Raw genomic sequence first — 23247 nt, 5'->3', positions numbered from 1 at the left:
TTGTGTCCCGCTGTGTTGTGTCCCGGTGCCGGCCGGTGTGGTGCGCGGGGTGTCAGGCATCGGAGGTCTCCTTTGCGATCGACGTGGAGCCCGGACCCTGGCCGGGTAGGGTCTGGCCGGGTAGGGGCGGTACCGGGAAGCCGCCGGCGAAGGCGTCGAAGCCGGTCGGACCCGAATCGGTGGCGACGCCGGCGGATGCGGTCGTGCTCGAGGGCGCCGCGGGTCGTCGGGGGCGCATCACCCGACGGATGATCAGCAGCAGGCCGACGGTGACGACGAGCCCGGCGGCGGCCGACGCCAGTGCGCGTGGCACGGTGTTGTCGGCACCGGGAATGCACACCCGGATCAGCGCCACCACCATCACCCAGAACAGTGACACCGGGATCAGCACCTTCCAACCCAGATTCATGAACTGGTCGTAGCGCAGACGCGGAAGGCTGGTGCGCAGCCAGATGAACACGAACAGGAACACCCAGACCTTGATGGTGAACCACAGGATCGGCCACCATCCGGAGTTGGCACCGTCGATCAGCGACAGCGGCCACGGAGCCTGCCAGCCCCCCAGGAACAGGGTGGTGGCCAGCGCCGACACGGTGACCATGTTGATGTACTCGGCGAGCATGAACATGGCGAATTTCAGCGACGAGTACTCGGTGTGGAAACCGCCGACGAGTTCACCCTCCGCCTCGGGGAGATCGAACGGGGCCCGGTTGGTCTCACCCACCATCGACACCGCATAGATCACGAACGACGGCAGCAGGACCAGCGCATACCAGTGATCGTGTTGGGCGGACACGATTCCCGACGTCGACATGGTGGTGGCGTCGAGGAAGACCGCGGCGAACGTCAGGCCCATCGCGATCTCGTAGGAGATCACCTGCGCGGTGGACCGCAGCCCGCCGAGCAGGGGATAGGTGGACGCCGATGACCATCCGGCGAGGACGATCCCGTACACGCCGACCGAGGCCATCGCGAGGATGAACAGCACGGCGACCGGGAGATCGGTGAGTTGTAGGGGCGTGTGGTGACCGAACACCGACACCATCGGGCCGAACGGGATCACCGCGAACGCGATGACCGCCGGCACCACCGCGATGATCGGGGCCAGCAGGTAGATCACCTTGTCGACGCCGCGTGGGGTGATCCCCTCCTTGAGGGCCAGTTTCACGCCGTCGGCCAGACTCTGCAGCAGCCCGCGTGGACCCACCCGATTGGGGCCGATCCGGTTCTGCATGCGCGCCATGATCTTTCGTTCGGCGAGGATCGCGACCAGCGGGTTGGCGATGAGGAAGGCGAACACCGCCACGGCCTTGAGCACGACCAGCCACCACGGATCGTGTCCGAAGTCGGTGAGCGTCGGATACTCGGTGGCGGCGGTGACGGTGGTGATGCCGGCGGTGGTCATCGGTCACCTCCTGGTCGGAGCCCGACGACGTCCCCGGCGCCGGCGCCCAGCAGCGCGGGCAGCGGGGCGCCGGCGGAGTTGGTGGGTACCCACACCACGTCGTCGACCATCTCGGTGATCGTCAGCGGAAGGACCAGCGACCCGGTGGCCGTGTGGATCTCGAGCAGATCACCGTCGTCGACGCCGACCCGCGTGGCGGTCGCGGCCGACAGCCGGGCCGGCGCTGGATGGGCGGTGCCGGCGAGATGCGGTGCACCGTCCTGCATCCGCCCGTGGTCGAGCAGGTGGGCCCAGGAGGACAGGATTGCCTGTCCGTCAGCGATATCCGGCGGTGGGGATGCCGGAACGGGCGATCGGAGCGCCCGCGGCCCGGTCCATGGTCCGAGGGTGCCGAGTTGGGTGCGGATGTCCTCGGCGTCCCCGCATTCCAGGTCGATGCCGGTGTGGGCGGCCAGTGCGTCGAGGACCCGATGGTCGGAGATCCGGCCGGTCTCGCCCAGCGCCGCCGGGAAACTGCGGGCCCGCCCCTCCCAGTCGAGGAAGGTGCCGGACTTCTCGGCCACGGCGGCCACCGGGAGTACGACGTCGGCGCGATCGGTGACCGCCGAACGTCGGATCTCCAGGCTCACCACGAAGGCCGTGTCGAGCGCGCGGAGTGCGAGATCCGGGTCGGGCAGGTCGGCGGGGTCGACACCGCCGACGAGGAGCGCGCCGAGGTTCCCGGATGCGGCAGCGGCCAGGATCGCCGACGTGTCGCGGCCGACAGCGGCGGGTAGTGACCGCACACCCCATGCGACGGCCGCCTCGGTGCGGGCGGTGTCGTCGGTGACGGGCCGGCCGCCGGGCAGCAGATCGGGGGTCGCACCCACCTCGAGGGCGCCCCGGTCCCCCGCCCGACGAGGAATCCAGACCAGCCGGGCGCCGGTCCGGACCGACAGCGACACCGCCGCCGACAACCCTCCCGGGCTGGTGGCCAGACGCTCACCGACGACGATCACCGAGTTCGGATCGCCGAGCAGCGCAACGGTGTCGCGATGTTCGAGGACCTCCGCCTCGCCACCGGGCGCGGCGGGGATGAGCGTCGCCGACAGCTTCGCGTTGCCGGGACTGCGCCACGGGGCGATCGTCACCACCCGGGTGCGGGACCCCCGCACCGCGCCGCGCAGCCGCAGGAAGACGATGGGGGACTCTTCTTCGGGTTCGAACCCGACCAGCAGCACGGTCGGAGCGGCGACGAGCTGTGCGTAGGTGAGATCGTCGGGACGGGACGCGATCCGGTCGGCGAGGAATGCGGTCTCCTCGGCGCTGTGCGCGCGGGAACGGAAGTCGATGTCGTTGGTCTGCAAGACGGTTCGCGCATATCGGGAGTAGCCGTAGGCGTCCTCGACGGTGACCCGACCACCGGTCAGCACCCCGGTGCGACGGGTGGCGAGACCGTCGGCGGCTGTGCGTAGCGCCTGTGCCCACGACACCTCGCGGAGGTCGCCGCGGGCGTCGCGGACGAGGGGCGTCCTCAGTCGATCCTCCGCGGTGGCGTAGGCGAAGGCCCAGCGGCCCTTGTCGCAGTTCCACTCCTGGTTGACCTCGGGATCGTCGGCGGCGAGGCGGCGCAGCACCGTTCCGCGTCGATGGTCGATGCGCTGGGCGCATCCGCTCGCACAGTGCTCGCAGGCGCCCGGGGTGGAGACGAGGTCGAACGGTCGGGCCCGGAAGCGGTAGTCGGTGCCGGTGAGTGCCCCCACCGGGCAGATCTGTACGGTGTTGCCGGCGAAGTAGGAGTCGAACGGTGTCCCGTCGGCGGTGCTGACCTGTTGCAGTGCACCGCGATCGGCGAGGTCGATCAACGGGTCACCGGCCACCTGATTGGCGAATCGTGTGCAGCGGGCACACAATACACAGCGTTCACGATCGAGCAGGATCGCCGTCGAGAGCGGAACCGGCTTGACGTAGGTGCGTTTGGTGCCGGTGAACCGCGAGGTGGCCCGGCCGGCGGTCATCGCCTGGTTCTGCAGCGGGCACTCACCACCCTTGTCGCAGATCGGGCAGTCGAGGGGATGGTTGATCAGCAGCAGCTCCATCACGCCGCCCTGCGCCTTCGCCGCGGCGTCGGAGGTGAACTGGGTGTGTACCACCATGCCCTCGGTGACCGTGGTGGTGCACGAGGCGAGCGGCTTGCGCTGACCCTCCACGTCGACGAGGCACTGCCGGCACGCGCCGACGGGTGCGAGGAGAGGATGATCGCAGAAGCGGGGGATGGTGATGCCGACCTGCTCGGCCGCCCGGATCACCAGAGTGCCGGGGCGGACGTGGATCTCGATGCCGTCGATGGTTGCCGACACCAGGTTCGCCTGCTCGGTGTCGGTCGGGCGGTCGGACAACGCGGTCATCGGGCACCTCCGTGGTCGGCGAACACCGTGGCCGTGGCGGGGTCGATCGGGCAGCCACCCGGGCCGTGGTCGGTGCGGGCGTGGGCGAGGTACTCGTCACGGAAGTAGCCGAGCGAGGAGGTGATCGGGCTGCCCGCACCGTCCCCGAGCGCGCAGAACGACTTCCCGACCACACCGGCGGTCACGTCGGCGAGTACGTCGAGTGCCGCGATGATCTCCGGTTCGGTGAGCTCACCGGACTCGATCCGCCGCAGCTGCTGGACCAACCAGTAGGTGCCCTCGCGGCAGGGGGTGCACTTGCCGCACGACTCGTGGGCGTAGAACCGCGTCCACCGCAGCACCGCCCGGACCACGCAGGTGGTCTCGTCGAAGATCTGTAATGCCTTGGTGCCCAACATCGACCCGGCCGCACCCACGCCCTCGTAGTCGAGGGGTACGTCGAGGTGGCCGGCGGTGAGCATCGGGGTGGACGAGCCGCCCGGGGTCCAGAACTTCAGGGTGTGTCCCGGCCGTACCCCACCGGCCTGGGTAAGCAACTCCCGCAACGTGATCCCCAACGGGGCCTCGTACTGGCCGGGACGGCGCACATGTCCCGACACCGAGTACAGCGTGAACCCGGGCGACTTCTCGGTCCCCATCGCACGGAACCACTCGATCCCGTTGCGCAGGATGGCCGGCACACTCGCGATGGACTCGACATTGTTGACCACGGTCGGACTCGCATACAAGCCGGCGACCGCGGGGAACGGTGGCCGCAGCCGGGGTTGCCCGCGACGACCCTCCAGCGAGTCGAGCAGCGCCGTCTCCTCACCGCAGATGTAGGCGCCGGCTCCGGCGTGTACCACCAGATCGACGTCGAAACCCGAGTCGAGGACGTTCTCGCCCAGATAGCCCGCGGCGTAGGCTTCGTCGACGGCGGTCCGAAGCCGTTGCAGCACACCGACCACCTCGCCGCGCAGATAGATGAACGCCTGCCGGGCACGGATGGCGTAGGCGGCGATGATCGCCCCCTCCACCAGCGAGTGCGGGTCGGCCAGCATCAGCGGCATGTCCTTGCAGGTGCCCGGTTCGGACTCGTCGGCGTTGACGACGAGATAGTGCGGCGGAGCGTCCGGGTCGTCGGACTGGGGGATGAACGACCACTTCATCCCCACCGGGAAGCCCGCGCCTCCGCGCCCTCGCAGCCCGGATGCCTTGACCAGTTCGATCACGTCGGCGGGCGCCATCCCGAGTGCGGCACGCAGGCCGCGATAGCCGTTGTGCCGCAGATAGTTGGGCAGCGTCCACGACCGGGGTTCGGCCCAGTGCCGGGTGAGTACCGGGACCTCGGCGGGTTCGGGTTCGGGTTCGGTGGTGACCTCGGGCACGACCACCGTGTCGCCGTCCGCGGAACCGCGTCCCGGCCCGTCCACCCCGGCCAGAATCCGCTCGGTGTCACGGAATCCACACAGCGTCGACGACCCACGCGACGGTGTCCGGATCAGCCCGGCACGCAGATCCTCGGCGATCTCGATGATCGATTCGGGGGTCTGGGTGTCGAAGAACTCCCAGTTGACCATCACCACCGGTGCGCGATCACACGCCGCGTTGCATTCGATCTCCTCCACCGTGATCCGCGAATCCGGGGTTGTACCACCGGGTTCCACACCGAGGTGATCACACAGCCGACGCAGGATCTCCTCACCTCCGACGATCCCGCACAGCGTGTTGGTACACACCCCGATCAGGTATTCACCGGTGGGTGTGCGCCGGAACATCGAGTAGAAGGTGGCGACGGCGGTGACCTGCGCCCGGCTGAGGCCGAGAACGTCTGCGCAGAAATCGATCCCGGCGCGGGAGATGAGCCCGTCCTCCGACTGCACCAGGTGCAGGAGCGGCAGCAGCGCGGAGCGGGCCTGCGGGTACCGGGCGATCACCGGACCTGCCTGTTCGCGTAACCGGTCGACGACGTCGTCGGGGTAGGAGTCGGGGCCGGCGAAGGTGATCTGCGGATGGGCGGCGGGACCACCGGTGGCCGGGAGATCGGCGACCGGGTCGGGCGGGCCGACGCCGATCTCGACGAAGACGGGTTCACTCATCGGTCCACGCCTCCCATCACGGGGTCGATACTGGCCACCGCGGTGATCACGTCGGCCACCATGCCGCCCTCGCACATCGCGGCCACGGCTTGCAGGTTGGTGAAGGACGGATCGCGGAAATGTACTCGGTAGGGCCGGGTTCCGCCGTCGGAGACCATGTGCACGCCCAGTTCGCCGCGGGGCGATTCGATCGCCACGTAGCACTGGCCCGGCGGGACCCGCATCCCCTCGGTGACCAGCTTGAAATGGTGGATCAACGATTCCATCGACTCGCCCATGATCTCGGCGATGTGCCCGGGCGAGTTGCCCAGGCCGTCGGGACCGAGGGTGAGGTCGGCGGGCCAGGCGATGTCGGCCTCGGACACCATCACCGGGCCGGGTCGAATCCGGGCCAGGCACTGCTCGACGATCCGCACCGACTCGTACATCTCGCGCACCCGGATCACGTACCGCGCGTAGGAGTCACAGGTGGACTCGGTCACCACGTCGAACTCGTAGTCCTGGTAGCCGCAATAGGGTTCGGACCTGCGGACGTCGTGGGGTAGTCCGGTGGATCGCAGCACGGGCCCGGTGATGCCCAGGGCCATGCATCCGGCGAGGTCGAGATATCCGACGTCGCAGGTACGTGACTTCCAGATGTAGTTGTCGGTCAGCAGATCCCCGAGCTTGTCGAGTTCGCCGGGGAGGTCGGCGAGGGTGGCCGCGATCGCCTCGGTGGCGCCGTCGGGCAGGTCGGCGGCCACACCACCCGGCCGGATGTAGGCGTGGTTCATCCGCAGGCCGGTGACGAGCTCGAACAGGTCGAGGATCCGTTCCCGGATGCCGAATCCGCTGAACATCGCGGTGACCGCACCGAGTTCCATCCCGCCGGTGGCCAGGGCGACGAGGTGGCTGGCGATCCGGTTGAGCTCCATCAGCATCACCCGGATCATCGACGCACGCTCGGGGATCGCGTCGGTGATACCGAGCAGCTTCTCCACCGCGAGGCAGTAGGCGGTCTCGTTGAAGAACGGTGACAGATAGTCCATCCGGGTCACGAAGGTGACCCCCTGAATCCAGTTGCGGTACTCCAGGTTCTTCTCGATCCCGGTGTGCAGGTAGCCGATTCCGCAGCGGGCCTCGGTGACCGTCTCGCCCTCGATCTCCAGGATCAGGCGCAACACCCCGTGGGTGGAGGGATGCTGGGGGCCCATGTTCACCACGATGCGCTCCTCGCCGTGGTGTTCGGCGGCCCGCGCGGCGACCTCGGAGACGATCTCGTCCCAGTCCTGCCCCGACACCGTGTAGGTGTGCTCGGGATGACGATGCTCCACATCCGTCATGAATACGACCTCCGCCGATCAGGGGGTGCGATGCGGGTTCCCTTGTACTCCACCGGGACACCACCCAACGGATAGTCCTTGCGCTGCGGGTGTCCCACCCAGTCGTCGGGCATCTCGATCCGGGTCAGGGCCCGGTGTCCGTCGAAGACGATCCCGAAGAAGTCGTAGGTCTCCCGCTCGTGCCAGTCGTTGGTGGGGTAGATGTCACACAGGCTCGGGATGTGCGGGTCGGCGTCGGAGGCGGCCACCTCCAGCCGCAACCGTCGGTTGTGGGTGATCGAGGCGAGTGGATACACCGCGTGCACCTCGCGGCCGGCGTCGTCGGGATAGTGAACCCCGTTGACACCCAGGCACAACTCGAAGCGCAGCGCCGGATGGTTGCGCAGGGTCAGGGCCACCGACGGCAGGTGCTCGGCCACCACGTACAGCGTCATCTCGTCGGCGTGGATCTCCACCTTCTCGATCGCATCCTCGTAGCGGGGGCCGTCGGCATCGGCGAGCGCGGTGGTGAGGTCGTCGGCGATGGCGTCGAAGTATCCCCCGTAGGGGCGGGCCGCGGCGGGGAGGGTGACCGGCTCCACCAGGCCGCCGTAACCGGAGGTGTCGCCACTGCCGTGGACCCCGAACAGGCCACGGCGCACACCGATCACCTCGTCGCCGGGCTGCCGGTTACGTTCGGTCATCGCAGCAACCCCTTGAGTTCGATGATCGGAGTCGCCTGCAGCGCAGCCTGTTCGGCAGCCCAGATCGCCTCCTCCCGGTTCACTCCCAGCGGGGTCTGCGCGATCTTGTCGTGCAGTGCCAGGATCGCGTTGAGCAGCATCTCGGGGCGGGGTGGGCAGCCGGGTAGATAGATGTCGACGGGCACCACGTGGTCGACGCCCTGCAGGACCGCATAGTTGTTGAACATGCCGCCCGACGACGCGCACACCCCCATCGCGAGAACCCATTTGGGCTCGGTCATCTGGTCGTAGATCTGCCGCAGGACCGGCGCCATCTTCTGGCTCACCCGGCCGGCGACGATCATCAGGTCGGCCTGCCGCGGCGATGCACGAAAGGCCTCCATACCGAACCGCGCGAGGTCGTAGCGTCCCGACGTGGTGGCCATCATCTCGATCGCGCAGCAGGCCAGACCGAAGGTGGCCGGCCACAACGAGCCCTTGCGCATGAACCCGGCGAGATCCTCGACGGTACTCAGCAGGAATCCGCTGGGCAGCTTCTCCTCGAGGCCCATCGGGCACCTCCTCGTCTCGCCGGCCGTGCTCTCGGCCCCTGGGTCAGGGGTGTCGGGCACCTGCCGGAACGGTCAATCCCAAGCGAGTCCTCCGCGGCGCCATTCGTAGGCGTAGGCGACGGAGACGTTGACGATGAACAGGGCCATCGCGGCCAGGCCGAACCAGCCGAGCGCGTCGAAGGCGACGGCCCACGGATACAGGAACACGATCTCGATGTCGAAGATGATGAAGAGCATCGCGGTGAGGTAGTACTTGACCGGAATGCGTTGCACCACCGATGGTCTGGAACCTGACCGGGCGGCAAAGGCGCCGCTGCCGAGCGGCTCGATGCCGCATTCGTAGGCGTCGAGTTTGGCACGGTTGTCCCGGCGCGGACCGACCGCCGATGCGATGAACACCGAGAACACCGCAAACGCCACAGCGATCGCCCCGAGCACCAGGATCGGGACGTAAGCGTTCATACGATCGAGCCCTCCGAGTACTCCACCGGGACTGGTGTGAGGTACACCACAACCTTACAAGCGGTGTCGGACAAGTCGACTGTATTCACCGAGTTTGCCGTGCTGATTTCGGTGTTCTCGGCCGTCGGGGAGCGGAAACCCGTGGTCGGAGACGTCACCCCGGGCACGTGGGTCGGGCCCAGGACCTGGGGTGATCAGATTCCGACGGTGATCAGGACCTGGCTGTGCGTAGCATCGCGACGAGGGCCCGGGGCAGACCGATCGGATCGACCGGTAGGGCGGCGGTGGCATCCGCGCGCGACCAGTCGGCCAGCCAGCGGTCGTCGGCGCGGCCGAGGAGAACGAGGGTGGGCGGGCGTGGGTCGTACTCGTCGCTCATCTGTTTGGCGATCCCCATCCCGCCCTGTGGGGTCGCCTCGCCGTCGAGGATCGCGACGTCGACGTTGCCGGCGTCGAGTTGGGCGAACACCATCGGACCGGTCGCGACCTCGAGGAAACTCAACTCCGGCAGATCCGGGTCGGGTCGGTGTCCCAGGGCGCCGATCACCTCACGCCGGGTGGTCGCGTCGTCGGAGTACACCAGCACGCGCAACACCGAGGGCGGGCGCGGCTGCACGTCGGTCACGTCCCCGATGTTACGACACCGCAAGTGGTCTCAGTGCTCGGTGGAGAAACCCGAGCGGCGCTGATGGGACTCCAGTGCCAGAGTGACCAGGCGATCGATGAGATCTGCGTAGGGCACACCGGTGGCCTCCCACAGCTTGGGATACATCGAGCCGGGGGTGAATCCCGGGATCGTGTTGACCTCGTTGAGGAGCCAGCCGCGGCCGTTCTCCTCATAGAAGAAGTCCACCCGCGCCAGCCCGGTGCACCGCATCGCGGTGAACACCTGCGCGGCCAGTTCCCGCACCCGCGCGGCAGCGTCGTCGGCCAGCGGCGCCGGGATGACCAGTTCGGCCGCACCGGTGACGTACTTGTCCTCGTAGTCGTAGAACTCGCTGCCCGGCACGATCTCGCCCGGCACCGACGCCTCGGGGAGTGTGTTGCCGAGGACGGCCACCTCGATCTCGCGGCCGGTCACCATCTCCTCGATCACGACGACGTCGTCGTAGCGCAGTGCCAGGTTGATCGCGGCGTCGAGTTCGGCGGCGTCGTGGGCCTTGGTGATCCCCACCGAGGAGCCCATGTTGGCGGGCTTGACGAACACCGGCAGACCGAGTTCTTCCATCGCCCGGAACGGGATGGTCTTCGGATCGTCCACACCGTCGCGGAACTCGATCCAGCGGCACTGCGGGATGCCGGCCTGCGCGGCGACGACCTTGGCCATCGCCTTGTCCATGCACACCGCCGACCCGAGTACACCGGTGCCGACGTAGGGGAGTCGGAACAGCTCGAGCATGCCCTGGATGGTCCCGTCCTCGCCGTGCGGGCCGTGCAGCAGCGGCAACACGACGGTGAGCGCGGCCTCGGAATGCGCACGCAACTCGGCGAGGGGGGCGATGGTGGTGCCCGCGATCTCGAGCTCGGCCGGCAGCGGGGTGCCGTCGCCGAGTGCGGCGATCACCTTGTCGTTGCGCACCCAGGTGCCGTCCTTGCCGATGCCGATCGGGATCACCGAGTACTTGGCCGGATCGGCGGCGGCGATGACATGTGCCGCGGTCACCCGGGAGACGTCGTGTTCTGCGGACGCGCCGCCGTAGAGAACAACCAGACGCAACAGGGGAGTCGACATGCCTGCCACCTTACGGCCACCGACCGTGGTCGTTCTCGACGTGGGGCCTAGGGTTGGAGCGTGCGTATCCAGGCGAGTGACGTGGCCGACGCGGTCGGCGGAGAACTGATCGGACCCGACGTGACCGTGTCCGGGGCGAGCATCGACTCGCGGGCCGTGGCCGAGGGCCGGCTGTTCGTCCCGATCGTCGCCGCCCGTGACGGACACGACTTCATCCCGGCCGCGGTCCAGGCCGGCGCGAGTGCCTACCTGACCTCCACCGGACCGGTCGCCGGAGTCGACGCCACCGCCATCACCTGCGCCGATACCGCCGAGGCGTTCTCCGACCTGGGCCGCGCGGTGCGGCGTCGGCTGCCCGAGCGGGTGGTCGGCGTGACCGGATCGGTCGGCAAGACCTCCACCAAGGATCTCCTCGCCGGAGTGCTCGCGACCACGTTCGTGACCGCGGCGAGTGAGAAGTCGTTCAACAACGAGCTCGGCCTGCCGCTGACCCTGGCCAACGCCCCCGACGACACCGAGGCCGTCGTCGCCGAGATGGGTGCCCGTGGGATCGGCCACATCGCGCATCTGTGTTCCATCGCCCATCCCACCGTCGGCGTGATCACCCGGGTGGAGGCGGTGCACCTGGAGCTGTTCGGCAGCATCGACGCCGTCGCCCAGGCCAAGGGGGAGCTGATCGAGGCCCTGCCCGCCGACGGCATCGCCGTGCTCAACGCCGACCACGAGGTGGTCATCGGGATGGCGCCGCGGACCAGTGCGCGGGTGCTCGGCTACGGACTGACACCGTCGGCGGATGTGTCGGCCACCGACATCACCCTCGACGACCAGCTGCGCGCATCGTTCCGGCTGCACACCCCGTGGGGATCGACCGCGGTGCGCCTCGGTGCCCGCGGCGAGCACCAGGTGGCCAACGCCCTGGCCGCGGCCGCCGCGGCCGGTGGACTGGGTGTGCCGGTGGAGGCGATGGCAGGCGGTCTGCTCGGTGCCGCGCTGTCGGGGCTGCGGATGGAGATGACCACCACCGCGGCCGGGGTGATCGTGATCAACGACGCCTACAACGCCAACCCGACGTCGATGTCGGCGGCGCTGCGCTCCCTCGCCACCCTGAACGCGGGTCGTCGGGTGGCGGTGCTGGGCAGCATGGCCGAACTCGGCGACGACTCCGACCGCCACCACGTCGCCGTTGCCGAACAGGCCCGTGACCTGGGTATCGAGGTGATCGCCGTCGACGAACCGGCCTACGGGCCGTCGGCCACCCACGTTGCCGGCGTCGACGAGGCGGTCGCCGCGCTCGCCGATTCCGCCGCCGGGGATGCCGTCCTGGTCAAGGGCAGTCGCGTGGCCGCCCTCGAACGCGTCGCCGCACGACTGGCCTGAGGCCGTTCGGCCGCGTCCTACTCGGCTCCGGCGTTCGCGCGGATCACCGCACGGAGATATCCGGCGAGGCCGGATGCGATGGCGTCGTAGTGCGCGGTGAACCGCGGGTCGGCGACGTACATGTCGGCCAGGCACACCTGCATCTCGTGATCGCAGTCGTAGAAGCGTGCGATCTGGGCGCGATGCTCCTCGGCCAGTGCATCGCCCTCGGCCGAGCCCGGCCGCACCCCGCGGGCCATCGCGGCGGCGAGGCGGGCCTCCAACTCGTCGGTCTCGGCCTTGACCCGTTGCCAGTCCTGTGTGGTGAACGACGCGCTGCGTTCCCGGCTCTGCGCCCACGCATCGGTGTCACCCCAGCGCTGTTCGGCCTCCTCGGCATACTGCTCGCCGAGCCAGTCGTCACCGAAGATCTCCGCCTGCTCGGCCGCCGACAGATTCATTCCGGTCTTCTTCGCGTTCATCATCGCCTCCACGGCTGCGACCGTCCGGTGCAAGCGTGCGATCCGTTCGTTCAGCAGGTCGCGCTGGACGGCCAGATGCCCGAGTGTATCGGCGGTCGGATCGTCGAGCAGGGTCGCTATCCGCTCGAGCGGAAATCCCAACTCCCGGTACATGAGTACCTGGTGGAGCCGTTCGACGTCGGCGTCGTGGTAGACGCGGTAGCCCGCCGGGGTACGCCCGGACGGGACCACCAGCCCGATGGCGTCGTAGTGGTGCAGGGTGCGCACGCTGACACCGACGAGCCCGGCGGTGGCGCCGACGGTCAGTTCGAGCGGACCGTCGTCGCGGGGATCTCCTTCGCTCACGTCTCACCACCTTCGGGGCTCACGCGGCGTGAGGGTCAAGTGCCGGGCGTCGGGGACGGGTCGGGTGGCCCTGGTTGTCGAGTGGCCCTGGTTACGGTGCGAAACCGACCGTCGCGCCGTCCTTGGTGCAGGTCGAGAGGAAACCCGCCTCCGACGACGGCTCACAGTCCCATCCGTCGACGGTCTGCGGAGTGCCGGACGCGATCTTCGGCCCGTACGCCTCGGCGAGTGCCTTCGCGTCGGTGCAGCTGGTGGAGCCCTCGACGATGATCACGCGCAGCGCGCCGTCGGGGCCGGGGGTGGTGCCGCAGACCTCCCGGGAGGCGGCGACGGTGTCGGAGACCGAGCGGGTGGGGCCGGCCGGCCGAGGCCCGGCGACGACCGGGGCCGAGCCCGACGGGACCGCGCTGACCGGCGCGGATGCGGACGGGGTGGACTGAGCGGAGGACGATTCCTGCTCGCTGCCACAAGCGGCGAGGATGAGCGCGGCGGCCCCGGCCACCGCGGCGAGGGTCCAGCGGGCGATGCGGTGCGACATGGTCCACACCGTATCGAAAACACCGACCGGCTCCGGACCGGCCGCCCGTCGCCGCGGTGCCGTCCGGTTTGGGTCAACCGGGCTGTCCTGGGAAGATGCACCGGTGAGCTCGCACGACACTCCGATCGACAGTTCGACCGACACCTCCACCGACACGCACGGCTTCCGTGTCGGCACCCGGCTGCCCGGCACCCTCGGCCGCACCGGGGTGATCTCCACCCCGCACGGAGAGATCGCGACACCGGCGTTCGTCCCGGTCGGGACCAAGGCGACGGTGAAGACGGTGCTGCCGGAGTCGGTGGCCGCGCTCGGCGCCCAGGCGGTCCTCGCCAACGCCTATCACCTCTACCTGCAGCCGGGCCCGGAGATCATCGACGCAGCCGGTGGTCTGGGCGCGTTCATGAACTGGTCGGGACCCACCTACACCGACAGCGGCGGATTCCAGGTGATGTCGCTCGGTGCCGGGTTCAAGAAGGTCATCTCGATGGATGTCAGCGGGCAGCAGGACGACGACATCATCGCCGAGGGCAAGGAACGGCTCTCGCGCGTCGACGACGACGGGGTGACGTTCAAGTCGCATCTCGACGGGTCGTTCCACCGGTTCACCCCCGAGGTGTCGATGCAGATCCAGCATCAGCTCGGCGCCGACATCATCTTCGCGTTCGACGAGCTCACCACCCTGATGAACACCCGTGGCTACCAGGAGAACTCGCTGGAACGCACCCGGTTGTGGGCGATTCGCTGTCTGGCCGAACACAATAGGCTGTCGGTGGAGCGCGCACACCGTCCGCAACAGGCACTGTGGGGTGTCATCCAGGGCGCCCAGTACGAGGACCTGCGGCGCAAGGCCGCCCGCGACCTCACCGAACTGAGCCGCCGCGACCGGGACGCCGGCGGAAAGGGCTTCGGCGGGTACGGGATCGGCGGGGCGCTGGAGAAGGACAACCTCGGCACCATCGTCGGCTGGGTGAATTCCGAACTGCCCGAGGACGCCCCGAAACATCTGCTCGGGATCAGCGAACCCGACGACATCTTCACCGCCATCGAGAACGGCGCCGACACCTTCGACTGTGTCTCGCCGACCCGCGTCGCCCGCAACGGTGCGGTGTACTCGCGCGACGGCCGGTTCAACATCACCAACGCCCGGTTCCGCAACGACTTCGGGCCGATCGATCCGGAGATCACCAACTACACCTCGCAGTACTCACGGGCCTACCTGCATCACCTGTTCAAGGCCAAGGAAGGACTCGGCGCCACCCTCGCCACACTGCACAACGTGGCGTTCGTGATCGACCTGGTCGACGGTGCCCGCAAGGCCATCGAGAGCGGCGACTACGACGCCTACCGCGACGACTTCCTCGGCCGCTACTACGCGAAGAAGCAATAACCAGTCAAAGCGGACATCCGGTTTCTCCGGCATCCGGGAACTCCGGTGCGTTCTGCGACGTTAGGGGTGCGTACCCTGATCTCCTGATGGACCCGGGTCCATCACATCTCGTCCTCCAACCTGTCCACCGACCACCGAAAGATGCGATGTCCCGCGCGCAGCGCAAACGCAAGAAACCCCGACGAACCGGCCCCCAATCGGGGGCAACCATTCCTGAGCGAGTCCTGGTCTCCGCCCACCCACGAGGTGATGGCCGATGATGACCGTGCTCGGCATCCTGCTCGGAGTCCTGGTGGTGGTCGTGATCACGGCCCTGACCGGCTACTTCGTGGCGCAGGAGTTCTCCTTCATGGCGGTCGACCGTTCCCGCCTCAAGGCCCGCGCCGAGGCCGGTGACGCGAACGCCGGCCGCGTCCTGTCGGTGACCGGCCGGACGTCGTTCATGCTCTCCGGCGCCCAGCTCGGCATCACCGTGACCGGCCTGCTGGTCGGTTACGTCGCCGAACCCCTGATCGGCGCCGGGATCGGCGACCTGCTCGGCGATGCCGGTGTCCCGGTGGCCGTGGGTGTCGCGATCGGCGCGATCGTCGCCCTGCTGGTGTCCACCGTGGTCCAGATGGTCTTCGGTGAGCTGTTCCCCAAGAACCTCGCGATCGCACGGCCCGAACCCGTCGCACGTCGCCTCGCGCTCTCCACGAACCTCTACCTGCGGATCTTCGGGCCGATCATCACCCTGTTCGACGCATCGTCCAACCTGCTGCTCAAGCTGCTGCGGATCGAGCCGGTGCACGACGTCGAGCACTCGGCCACCCCGCGCGACCTCGAGCACATCGTCGCCGAGTCGGCCGAGTCCGGTGAACTGCCCGCCGAACTGTCCCAGCTGCTCGACCGGGTGCTCGACTTCCCGGATCGCAACGCCGAGCATGCGATGGTGCCGCGACCCAAGGTCGACACCGTGCGCGCCGACCTCCCGCTCACCGATGTCCGCACCCGGATGGCCACCGGCCACACGCGATACCCGGTGCTCGACAACGCCTCCGACGACATCATCGGGGTGGTGCACCTCGGTGACATCCTCGACTGGTCGGCCGGCGACGACGCACCGGCACGTACCGCCCGCGACCTCGCGCGGTCGGCGGTGATCGTGCCCACCACGCTGCCGTTGCCGCAGGTACTGGACCGGATCGTCGCCGCCGACGACGAGATGGCGGTCGTGATCGACGAATACGGTGGCGTGGCCGGCATCGTCACCGCCGAGGACATCGCCGAGGAACTGGTCGGCGAGATCGACGACGAGCACGATCCGGATGCGCCGCAACCGGTCGAACCCATCGACGGCGGCTGGCTGATCCTGGGTGACACGCACCTCGACGAGGTCTCGCGTGCGATCGGACACGAACTGCGCGAAGGCTATTACGAGACGCTCAGCGGTCTGGTGATCGCCGCGGCCGGCACCCTGCCCGCGGTCGGCGACACCGTCGACCTCCCGGTGGAGCAGGACCCCGGCGACTTCGCCGAATCCGATGTGCCCGAGACGCCCCGACTGACCGCGACCGTGGTCGAGGTGGTCAACCGGGTGCCCGGACGCGTCCGCGTGAGTGTCGTCGAACCGGCCGCTGCCGCAGCCGATTCCGAGGAGGATGCCCGATGAGCAACCCGTGGGTGGTGCTTGTCGTCACCGTCGTCCTGATCGCGGCGAGCGCCTTCTTCGTCGCGGTCGAGTTCGCGCTCATCGCGGCACGCCGTCATCGTCTCGAGGATGCCGCCCCCACCAGTCGTTCCGCCCGCGCCGCCCTGCGTAGCGCATCGGAGCTGTCGGTCCTGCTGGCCGGCTCACAGCTGGGTATCACCATCTGTACCCTGGCCCTCGGTTCGATCACCAAACCCGCAGTGCACCACTGGATCACCCCGGTCGTCGAGCACCTGGGCGCGCCGATGTGGCTGGCCGATGTGGCCGGCTTCATCCTGGCCCTGATCATCGTGACCTTCTTGCACCTGGTGATCGGTGAGATGGCGCCGAAGTCGTGGGCGATCGCCCACCCGGAGCGGTCGGCCATGATGCTGGCCGTCCCGATGCGGGTGTTCATGTGGTTCACCCGCCCGGTCATCGTGCAGCTCAACAAGCTTGCGAACTGGGTGTTGCGCAAGGTGGGTGTGGAGGCGGTCGACCAGGTGGCCTCCGGGCAGGACACCGAGACCCTGCGGCAGCTCGTGGAACATTCCGTGATGGTCGGTACCCTCGAGGACCGCTACAGCGAGCACCTCACCAGCGCACTGGATCTGGCATCGCTCACCGTCGGTGACGTCGCCAGTGCGGGGGAACCGAGCGGAGTGGACCGCACCGCGGGCGTCGGTGAGATCCAGGAGCTGTCGAGGGTGACCCGGCATCGGCGGTTGGTGGTACGCGACGGTAGCGTCATCTGTGGCGTGGTGCATGTGCGCGACAGTCTGGATGCGCCCGCCGACGCCACCGCGGTGGATCTGATGCATCCGGTCCTCGAGGTGTCGCCGACGGTTCCGGTCTACGACGTTCTCAATCGAATGCGCCAGAGCCGCAACCACATCGCCGTGGTGGTCGAGGACGGAATCGCCACCGGAATGCTGTCCATCGACGACGTGTTGACGAGGTTGCTCGCCACCGCGAGGTAGCTCGGTGAAGCGCCCGATCGCGCTGGTCGAGGCCGAAACCCGGTGATCCTGTTGGTGGTTGGGCAGGTCGTGCTCGTGTGGCGAGGTTGTCCGGTTGTCGAGACCTGGTGGTCTTGTTGGTGGTTGAGCAGGTCGTCCTCGCGTGGCGAGGCCGCCCGTTGTCGAAACCTGGTGGGTAGGGGATGTCGGTGACAACCTGGGAGGTGGTCGCCCGTCGACGTCGGTTCGACCAGCATGGGTGGCGCGGGGTCCCCGGTTGTCGAACCTCGCAGGACACGAATGTCGGCAACCACCGCGCGGGCCGAAACCGGTGACCGCACCTCACCACTCGTCGTCGGTGAGAATCCAGGGCTTCTTCGGCAGCGTCGACGGTTCGAACCGCTCGGCCAGCATCGGCAGGTCCACCCGCTCGCCGATCTCGCCCAGGCCCACCGACACCGCGATGTGCGAGAGCACAGTTACGGCATCCACCCCGCGGGCGGACAGATCGGCCAGGGTGATCGCCCCGTCACGTTTGCTCAGCCGAATGTGGTCGGCGTTCAACACCATCGGGACATGCGCGTACGTCGGCGGGCGATACCCCAGGAGCGTCGTCAGATACGCCTGGCGCGGCGCCGACGAGAGCAGATCGTCACCGCGGCACACCTGATCGACACCCTGCTCGGCGTCGTCGACGATGGCCGCCAGGTTGTAGGCGGGGGTTCCGTCGCCGCGCTGGATCACGAAGTCGTCGACGACGCCCGTGTACTCGCCGCAGAGCATGTCGGTGACGGTGAACTGTGCGACGTCGGCGAGGATCCGGATCGCCGGGGGACGACCGGATGCCCGCTTCGCCGACAACTCTGCCGGCGTCAGCCGCCGACAGGTGCCGGGATACGCACCCGGCGGGGTGTGCGGTGCGCTCGGTGCCTCCAGGATCTCGCGACGGGTGCAGAAGCACTCGAACGTCCGGCCCGCGGCGGTGAGTCCGTCGATCACCTCGCGGTATCGCGAGAGTCGGTCGGTCTGATAGACGATCGGCGGGTCCCAGTCGATGCCCAGGGCGGTCAGGTCGGCGATCTGCTGCCGGTCGGCACCGACGGCAGTGCGGTCCAGATCCTCCATCCGCAGCAGGAATCGACGTCCGGTGGTACGGGCGAACAGCCACGCGAGCACCGCCGTTCGCAGGTTGCCGACATGCAGCTCACCCGACGGCGACGGCGCATATCGACCGGCCGGGCCGGCCGATCCCAGGGGTGCGGAGTCGGAGGTCATTGCCCTGAGGCTACAAGTGGGTGACGATGGTCGGGTGGAGCTCCCCGTCACGCCACCTGTCGCGCCCATGCTCGCCAAGGCGGTCACCGCCGTCCCCGCTCAACCCGCCGATGCCCTCGAATGGTCCTACGAGCCAAAGTGGGATGGATTCCGCGCGTTGATATTTCGTGACGGCGACGAGGTGGTGATCGGGTCGCGTGGCGGCAAGGACCTCGCGCGTTATTTCCCGGAGATCGTCGCTGCAGCCAAGGAAGAACTGCCCTACAAGGTGGTGCTCGACGGTGAGATCGGGGTGCCGCATCTGATCGACGACACCCATCGCCTGGACTGGGATCGTCTCGCCCAACGCATCCATCCGGCCGCCTCTCGGGTCACCCTGCTCGCCGAACAGACCCCCGCGGTGTTCATCGGCTTCGATGCCCTGGCCCTGGGTACGGAGTCGGTGATGGCCGAAGCGTTCCGCGCGCGCCGAGAGGCGCTGGTCGAGGCCATCGGGCCGGGATCGCGGGACCGGCATTTCCACGTCAGCCGTGTCACCACCGACCCGGCGGTCGCGCAGGAGTGGTTCTCGGCGTTCGAGGGCGCCGGTCTCGACGGGGTGGTCGGCAAACGCCTCGACGGCCCGTACGTCGAGAACAAACGCGAGATGGTCAAGATCAAACACAAGCGCACCGCCGACTGCGTCGTCATCGGTTACCGGGTGCACAAGTCCGGAACAGGCCTCGGGTCGATGCTGCTGGGCCTGTTCTACGACGGAGAGCTGCGGATGGTGGGTGGGGCGGGGGCGTTCACCGACGCCAAACGTCAGGAACTGCAGGCGCAGTTCGAGCCGATGCGTCTGGATCCGGACAAGCCGGCCTCGGGCGAACCCACGCGATGGCGGTCGGAGAAGTCGGGGGAGTGGATCCCGATCCGGCCGGAGCTGGTCGCCGAGGTCGCGTACGACCAGATGGAGAAAGGGCGTTTCCGGCACACGGTGAAGTTCCTGCGCTGGCGTCCCGACCGGGAGCCGGAGAGCTGCGGATACGACCAGCTCGAGGTGCCGTTGACCTACGACCTGCACGACGTGCTGGAAGGAACCGACTGATGGCGTCCCGCTCACCCGCCGAACAGCTCGACGTGGACGGCATCGACGTCCGGATGAGCAACCCGGACAAGATCTATTTCCCCGAGCTCGGCGACGACGGCGGCCGCAAACGCGATCTCGTCGGTTACTACCGCAGCATGGCGCTCCCCCGAGACGGCGCGGACGGGCCGATCATGGCTGCCTTGCGGGACCGTCCGACATTCTTGCAGCGCTTCCCCGATGGCATCGAGGGCGACGAGATCTATCAGAAACACATCGCCAAGAAGCGTCCCGACCATGTCCAGTCCACCCGAATCGTGTTCCCTTCCGGGCGGACCGGCGATGCCATCCGCCCCACCGTGCCCGCCGACATCGTCTGGGCAGCCAACCTCGGAACCGTCACCTTCCATTCCTGGCCCACCCGAACCGATTCCGGCCACGATCACCCGGATCAGCTTCGGGTGGACCTCGATCCGCAGCCGGGTACCGACTTCGACGACGTCCGTCGCGTGGCATCGGAGGTGCTGCACCCGATCCTCGACGAGCTGGGCTACACCGGATTCCCGAAGACCTCGGGTGGTCGGGGTATCCATGTGTACATCCCGATCGAACCGCGGTGGGACTTCATCGCCGGTCGACGCTGTGTGATCGCCCTGGCCCGCGAGATGGAACGCCGCGATCCCGACTCGGTGACCACGTCATGGTGGAAAGAAGAACGCGGCCAACGGATCTTCATCGACTTCAACCAGAACGCCCGTGATCGCACGATGGCCTCCCCGTATTCGGTGCGCCGCAGTGCCCGTGGACGGGTGTCGACGCCGGTCACCTGGACCGAACTGGCCGACGTCGATCCCGACGACTGCACCATGGCCACGGTCCCTGATCTCGTGGCCCGCCGCGGCGACCCGATGGCCGACATCGACGAGCACCGAGTCGGTCTGGAGCCGTTACTGGAGTTGGTGCAGCGCCACGACGCCGAGGGAATGGGTGACATGCCGTATCCGCCGAGTTATCCGAAGATGCCGGGGGAGCCGCCGCGGGTGCAGCCGAGCAAGAAGGTCGCCGCGCACTGGGATGCCGAGGGCAACCGTATCGAGGACTGAATTCCCTGGTCCGACCTGTGTCGCTCTAGGTTAGGGTCACCTCATGCGAACACGTTTCGGGTGGTTTGTCGGAGTCATGGTGGCCTTGGTGATCCTGGTGGCCGGCGGTCTCGTCGGAACAGGAGTGGCATCGGCCGCCCCGACCTGGCGGCCGACGGTCGCGATCTTCCTCGCCGACGGCGTCACCCCGGTCGGTGACACCGTCGTCCATCCCGGTGACGAGCTCGTCGTCAAGGGAACCGGATTCGACCCGCGTGCCAACCGCAGCGGTCTACCGCTGCCGGTTCCGCCGGGTGTGCCGCACGGCACCTTCATCGCATTCGGTGCGTTCGCCACGAACTGGAAGCCGTCGTCCGGTGCGCCGGAGTCGGCGCGGGCGACCAATCGTTCGGGCGTGGCGTGGGCGTTGTCGCGCTCGGCGCTCGCCCAGGTGCCCGATGTGCCGTTCGACATGCGCCGCACGATCCGGCAGCAGTGGGTGCCGCTGAACGCCGACGGCTCGTTCACCGCGACGCTGACCGCCTCCACCCCGAACGACATCCCGGGCGGTGCCCGCTACGGCGTCTACACCTACGGTGCCGCCGGCGCCGTCAACGCCGCCCAGGAACTGTCGGTCCCGGTCGACTACTCCACCGCGCCCGGTCCCAACACTCCGGCGCCGGCCCCGCGCAACCTGGTGTGGGGGTACTCGCCGTCGTTTCACGACACCATCACCAGGGACGCGCAGGGTGGCATGTCCGCCTCGTCGGGCGCCGGCATCACCGACATCGGTGAGATGACGTTCACGCTGGCCTCGTCGACGCTGCGCAACGGCTCCGGTGACCTGCGGTTCGAGGGCACCGTCGTGGCCTGGAGTCGATTCCACCTTTCCGAGATCGCGCTCGTCGACCCGGTCATCCGCGTCCGGGGTGGCAAGGGCGTACTGAGCATGAGGACCTCGACCACCACCATGAACGGCACCGATGCGCTCCGGCGCGTCGACATCGCCGACGTCGATCTCGCCGGCATCGGCAACGGTTCTGACGTCCACGGCGCGCCGGTGCGGTTCCGCGAGGGGATCACCCCTGAGGTGCTCGCCGCGCTGAGCCTCGGCCAGGCGTCGCCGCTCGACCTGAACTTCCCGGTCAACCGAGGCGGTTTGGGATTGTGACGTCGGCTCGGATATGATCGACCGTCGTTGGAGGATTCGCCTAGTGGCCTATGGCGCTCGCCTGGAACGCGGGTTGGGTTAACAGCCCTCAGGAGTTCGAATCTCCTATCCTCCGCCACAACAGGACCGGTTCTCGAATCGTCGAGAACCGGTCCTGTTCGTTTGGTCGGCAATGGCCACCGTCGACGCACCGACTCCATCGTCGAGTACTGAGACCACGACGAAGCGCCGTGGTGAACGCGCCGGCTTTTCGGACCGGAAAACGCGTCGACACATCTGACCTGGGTTTCAGCCCGTTCATTCAGATGTGCGATTGAGAACAGCTCGTTATCTATGATGAAGTTCTCTCATGCAGTCAGATACCACGCCGGGAACCTCATCGACCGCCGACGACACGCCCTCCACGTTCGGGGCCACCACTGCCGCACTCCTCACCCTGGTCTGCGTCGCCGCGGTACTCATGCTCGCGATCGCTCTCATCTCCGCACCGACGACGTAGATCGCCGCCTGTCGACCCGGCCTGGTTGTTGGTGGCGGGGCCGCTCGGCCGTCGCTTGGGTTGATTTCGACAAGCTCGATCCGGCAGAGCAGGTCGTCCTCGCGCAGCGAGGCCGACCGTCCGTCGAATCCGCTGCAGCCTTCGCTGGGAAGCGACCACCATGAACCCCGACAACGCTCCGACAGCTCAGAACCATGCGTGCTGGTACTGGCGGGTCGACGTCGACGGTGAGGCGACCTGGGGCCCCACAGGTCGACCGACACCGCAGTGGACGCGCCCCGACGCCACCCCGGAGACCACGCTCGGACGCGACGGGTCGGATGCGGGGTAGACCGACCACGCTGCGCCACAGCCCACGATCGCCGTCGGGGCCGAGTGGATGCCCGTGACGTCGGTTCCCGGGCCAACCGCAGCACGATTCGCGAATCCATGAGACAATGGACTCGTGGGGTCCAGTCTTTGGCCCTACGCACTGAAGAAAGTAGCAACAACAGCATGGAACAAGGAACCGTCAAGTGGTTCAACGGCGACAAGGGCTTCGGCTTCATCGCCCCCGACGACACCTCGAAGGGTGACGTCTTCGTCCACTACTCCGCCATCGCGGGCAGCGGATACCGCAATCTCGAAGAGTCCCAGCGCGTTCAGTTCGAGATCGAACAGGGCAACCGCGGACCCCAGGCCGTCAACGTGAGTGTCGTCTGACCTCTGGTCGACGTCCAACACCTCAACACCCCGGCAGTGCCGGGGTGTTGTGCATTTCCGGGGGTGATGGAACCACCGGTGAGCGCCCGGCACCCG

At 68.0% G+C, this 23247-nt stretch carries 21 protein-coding genes and 1 tRNA gene; 10 read left to right on the top strand and 12 right to left on the bottom strand.

Going from position 1 to position 23247, the window contains the following annotated elements; all coding sequences use genetic code 11:
• Positions 1 to 52: 52 nt before the first annotated feature.
• The 9 genes from nuoH to ACWDUA_RS11530 form a co-directional block, all read right to left on the bottom strand.
• Positions 53 to 1405: an NADH-quinone oxidoreductase subunit NuoH gene (gene nuoH, locus ACWDUA_RS11570; RefSeq protein WP_449751156.1), complete on the bottom strand. Its 1353-nt coding sequence runs from the start codon at positions 1403 to 1405 to the stop codon at positions 53 to 55.
• The gene (locus ACWDUA_RS11565) at positions 1402 to 3792 is read right to left on the bottom strand and encodes an NADH-quinone oxidoreductase subunit G (RefSeq protein WP_449751155.1); all 2391 of its coding nucleotides are present in this window, start codon (positions 3790 to 3792) and stop codon (positions 1402 to 1404) included. The genes nuoH and ACWDUA_RS11565 overlap by 4 nt, the downstream gene beginning before the upstream one ends.
• Positions 3789 to 5870, bottom strand: a complete 2082-nt coding sequence (gene nuoF, locus ACWDUA_RS11560; protein ID WP_449751154.1) for an NADH-quinone oxidoreductase subunit NuoF — start codon at positions 5868 to 5870, stop codon at positions 3789 to 3791. The genes ACWDUA_RS11565 and nuoF overlap by 4 nt, the downstream gene beginning before the upstream one ends.
• On the bottom strand, positions 5867 to 7192 hold the full coding sequence (locus ACWDUA_RS11555) for an NADH-quinone oxidoreductase subunit D (protein ID WP_449751153.1): 1326 nt from the start codon (positions 7190 to 7192) through the stop codon (positions 5867 to 5869). The genes nuoF and ACWDUA_RS11555 overlap by 4 nt, the downstream gene beginning before the upstream one ends.
• The gene (locus ACWDUA_RS11550) at positions 7189 to 7875 is read right to left on the bottom strand and encodes an NADH-quinone oxidoreductase subunit C (protein WP_449751152.1); all 687 of its coding nucleotides are present in this window, start codon (positions 7873 to 7875) and stop codon (positions 7189 to 7191) included. Before ACWDUA_RS11550 ends, ACWDUA_RS11555 begins: the two co-directional genes overlap by 4 nt.
• Positions 7872 to 8426 carry a NuoB/complex I 20 kDa subunit family protein gene (locus ACWDUA_RS11545; RefSeq protein ID WP_449751151.1) on the bottom strand — a complete coding sequence of 185 codons (555 nt, stop codon included), beginning with the start codon at positions 8424 to 8426 and terminating at the stop codon, positions 7872 to 7874. The genes ACWDUA_RS11550 and ACWDUA_RS11545 overlap by 4 nt, the downstream gene beginning before the upstream one ends.
• A gap of 72 nt (positions 8427 to 8498) precedes the next feature.
• Positions 8499 to 8888 (bottom strand): NADH-quinone oxidoreductase subunit A, encoded by a 390-nt coding sequence (locus tag ACWDUA_RS11540; RefSeq protein ID WP_449751150.1) that lies wholly within the window; start codon positions 8886 to 8888, stop codon positions 8499 to 8501.
• Between the two features lie 211 nt (positions 8889 to 9099).
• Positions 9100 to 9513, bottom strand: a complete 414-nt coding sequence (locus tag ACWDUA_RS11535) for a hypothetical protein (protein ID WP_449751149.1) — start codon at positions 9511 to 9513, stop codon at positions 9100 to 9102.
• 30 nt (positions 9514 to 9543) lie between these two features.
• Positions 9544 to 10620, bottom strand: a complete 1077-nt coding sequence (locus tag ACWDUA_RS11530) for a D-alanine--D-alanine ligase family protein (protein WP_449751148.1) — start codon at positions 10618 to 10620, stop codon at positions 9544 to 9546.
• A gap of 60 nt (positions 10621 to 10680) precedes the next feature.
• Between ACWDUA_RS11530 and ACWDUA_RS11525 the strand changes: the two genes are divergently transcribed.
• Positions 10681 to 11997: a UDP-N-acetylmuramoyl-tripeptide--D-alanyl-D-alanine ligase gene (locus ACWDUA_RS11525; protein WP_449751147.1), complete on the top strand. Its 1317-nt coding sequence runs from the start codon at positions 10681 to 10683 to the stop codon at positions 11995 to 11997.
• 17 nt (positions 11998 to 12014) lie between these two features.
• On the opposite strand, the gene ACWDUA_RS11520 is transcribed toward ACWDUA_RS11525, so the two are convergent.
• Together ACWDUA_RS11520 and ACWDUA_RS11515 are read right to left on the bottom strand one after the other, a co-directional pair.
• Complete coding sequence (locus ACWDUA_RS11520; protein ID WP_449751146.1) at positions 12015 to 12803, bottom strand: MerR family transcriptional regulator; 789 nt, start codon at positions 12801 to 12803, stop codon at positions 12015 to 12017.
• A gap of 91 nt (positions 12804 to 12894) precedes the next feature.
• Positions 12895 to 13341, bottom strand: coding sequence for a hypothetical protein (locus tag ACWDUA_RS11515; protein ID WP_449751145.1), 447 nt, complete (start codon positions 13339 to 13341; stop codon positions 12895 to 12897).
• Between the two features lie 103 nt (positions 13342 to 13444).
• Here ACWDUA_RS11515 and tgt point away from each other — a divergent pair, with 103 nt between their 5' ends.
• The 3 genes from tgt to ACWDUA_RS11500 all read left to right on the top strand — a co-directional run bounded on the left by tgt (position 13445) and on the right by ACWDUA_RS11500 (position 17377).
• Positions 13445 to 14728, top strand: coding sequence for a tRNA guanosine(34) transglycosylase Tgt (tgt, locus tag ACWDUA_RS11510; RefSeq protein WP_449751144.1), 1284 nt, complete (start codon positions 13445 to 13447; stop codon positions 14726 to 14728).
• A 256-nt stretch (positions 14729 to 14984) separates the two neighbouring features.
• Complete coding sequence (locus tag ACWDUA_RS11505; RefSeq protein ID WP_449751143.1) at positions 14985 to 16379, top strand: hemolysin family protein; 1395 nt, start codon at positions 14985 to 14987, stop codon at positions 16377 to 16379.
• Positions 16376 to 17377: a hemolysin family protein gene (locus ACWDUA_RS11500; protein WP_449751142.1), complete on the top strand. Its 1002-nt coding sequence runs from the start codon at positions 16376 to 16378 to the stop codon at positions 17375 to 17377. The genes ACWDUA_RS11505 and ACWDUA_RS11500 overlap by 4 nt, the downstream gene beginning before the upstream one ends.
• A 321-nt stretch (positions 17378 to 17698) precedes the next feature.
• Here ACWDUA_RS11500 and gluQRS read toward each other — a convergent pair whose 3' ends face one another.
• Entirely contained in the window at positions 17699 to 18631 is a 933-nt protein-coding gene (gene gluQRS / locus ACWDUA_RS11495) for a tRNA glutamyl-Q(34) synthetase GluQRS (protein ID WP_449751141.1), read from the bottom strand.
• A gap of 34 nt (positions 18632 to 18665) precedes the next feature.
• Here gluQRS and ACWDUA_RS11490 point away from each other — a divergent pair, with 34 nt between their 5' ends.
• From ACWDUA_RS11490 to ACWDUA_RS11465, 6 genes are all read left to right on the top strand, one after another.
• Positions 18666 to 19718 (top strand): ATP-dependent DNA ligase, encoded by a 1053-nt coding sequence (locus ACWDUA_RS11490; protein ID WP_449751140.1) that lies wholly within the window; start codon positions 18666 to 18668, stop codon positions 19716 to 19718.
• Positions 19718 to 20800, top strand: a complete 1083-nt coding sequence (locus ACWDUA_RS11485; RefSeq protein WP_449751139.1) for a DNA polymerase domain-containing protein — start codon at positions 19718 to 19720, stop codon at positions 20798 to 20800. The genes ACWDUA_RS11490 and ACWDUA_RS11485 overlap by 1 nt, the downstream gene beginning before the upstream one ends.
• A gap of 43 nt (positions 20801 to 20843) precedes the next feature.
• A complete protein-coding gene (locus ACWDUA_RS11480) occupies positions 20844 to 21950 on the top strand; it encodes an HtaA domain-containing protein (RefSeq protein WP_449751138.1) in 1107 nt (368 codons plus the stop codon).
• Between the two features lie 29 nt (positions 21951 to 21979).
• A tRNA-Ser gene (locus tag ACWDUA_RS11475) sits at positions 21980 to 22068 on the top strand.
• 231 nt (positions 22069 to 22299) lie between these two features.
• Positions 22300 to 22449: a hypothetical protein gene (locus tag ACWDUA_RS11470; RefSeq protein ID WP_449751137.1), complete on the top strand. Its 150-nt coding sequence runs from the start codon at positions 22300 to 22302 to the stop codon at positions 22447 to 22449.
• 495 nt (positions 22450 to 22944) lie between these two features.
• Complete coding sequence (locus ACWDUA_RS11465) at positions 22945 to 23151, top strand: cold-shock protein (protein WP_449751136.1); 207 nt, start codon at positions 22945 to 22947, stop codon at positions 23149 to 23151.
• Positions 23152 to 23247: the final 96 nt, after the last annotated feature.

Source organism: Gordonia sp. NPDC003376 (assembly GCF_053589235.1).
Note: the sequence above shows the minus strand (reverse complement) of the source record. Positions and strands in the feature narration are given on the sequence as shown.

Bases quoted from the DNA above. Each gene is read 5' to 3' on its own strand.
- ACWDUA_RS11565 (WP_449751155.1), bottom strand. From the start codon at position 3,792: ATGACCGCGTTGTCCGACCGCCCGACCGACACCGAGCAGGCGAACCTG.
- ACWDUA_RS11530 (WP_449751148.1), bottom strand. From the start codon at position 10,620: ATGTCGACTCCCCTGTTGCGTCTGGTTGTTCTCTACGGCGGCGCGTCC.
- nuoF (WP_449751154.1), bottom strand. From the start codon at position 5,870: ATGAGTGAACCCGTCTTCGTCGAGATCGGCGTCGGCCCGCCCGACCCG.
- ACWDUA_RS11515 (WP_449751145.1), bottom strand. From the start codon at position 13,341: ATGTCGCACCGCATCGCCCGCTGGACCCTCGCCGCGGTGGCCGGGGCC.
- nuoH (WP_449751156.1), bottom strand. From the start codon at position 1,405: ATGACCACCGCCGGCATCACCACCGTCACCGCCGCCACCGAGTATCCG.
- gluQRS (WP_449751141.1), bottom strand. From the start codon at position 18,631: ATGACCTCCGACTCCGCACCCCTGGGATCGGCCGGCCCGGCCGGTCGA.
- ACWDUA_RS11550 (WP_449751152.1), bottom strand. From the start codon at position 7,875: ATGACCGAACGTAACCGGCAGCCCGGCGACGAGGTGATCGGTGTGCGC.
- ACWDUA_RS11505 (WP_449751143.1), top strand. From the start codon at position 14,985: ATGATGACCGTGCTCGGCATCCTGCTCGGAGTCCTGGTGGTGGTCGTG.
- ACWDUA_RS11500 (WP_449751142.1), top strand. From the start codon at position 16,376: ATGAGCAACCCGTGGGTGGTGCTTGTCGTCACCGTCGTCCTGATCGCG.
- ACWDUA_RS11555 (WP_449751153.1), bottom strand. From the start codon at position 7,192: ATGACGGATGTGGAGCATCGTCATCCCGAGCACACCTACACGGTGTCG.
- ACWDUA_RS11540 (WP_449751150.1), bottom strand. From the start codon at position 8,888: ATGAACGCTTACGTCCCGATCCTGGTGCTCGGGGCGATCGCTGTGGCG.
- ACWDUA_RS11545 (WP_449751151.1), bottom strand. From the start codon at position 8,426: ATGGGCCTCGAGGAGAAGCTGCCCAGCGGATTCCTGCTGAGTACCGTC.
- ACWDUA_RS11470 (WP_449751137.1), top strand. From the start codon at position 22,300: ATGCAGTCAGATACCACGCCGGGAACCTCATCGACCGCCGACGACACG.
- ACWDUA_RS11480 (WP_449751138.1), top strand. From the start codon at position 20,844: ATGCGAACACGTTTCGGGTGGTTTGTCGGAGTCATGGTGGCCTTGGTG.
- ACWDUA_RS11465 (WP_449751136.1), top strand. From the start codon at position 22,945: ATGGAACAAGGAACCGTCAAGTGGTTCAACGGCGACAAGGGCTTCGGC.
- ACWDUA_RS11485 (WP_449751139.1), top strand. From the start codon at position 19,718: ATGGCGTCCCGCTCACCCGCCGAACAGCTCGACGTGGACGGCATCGAC.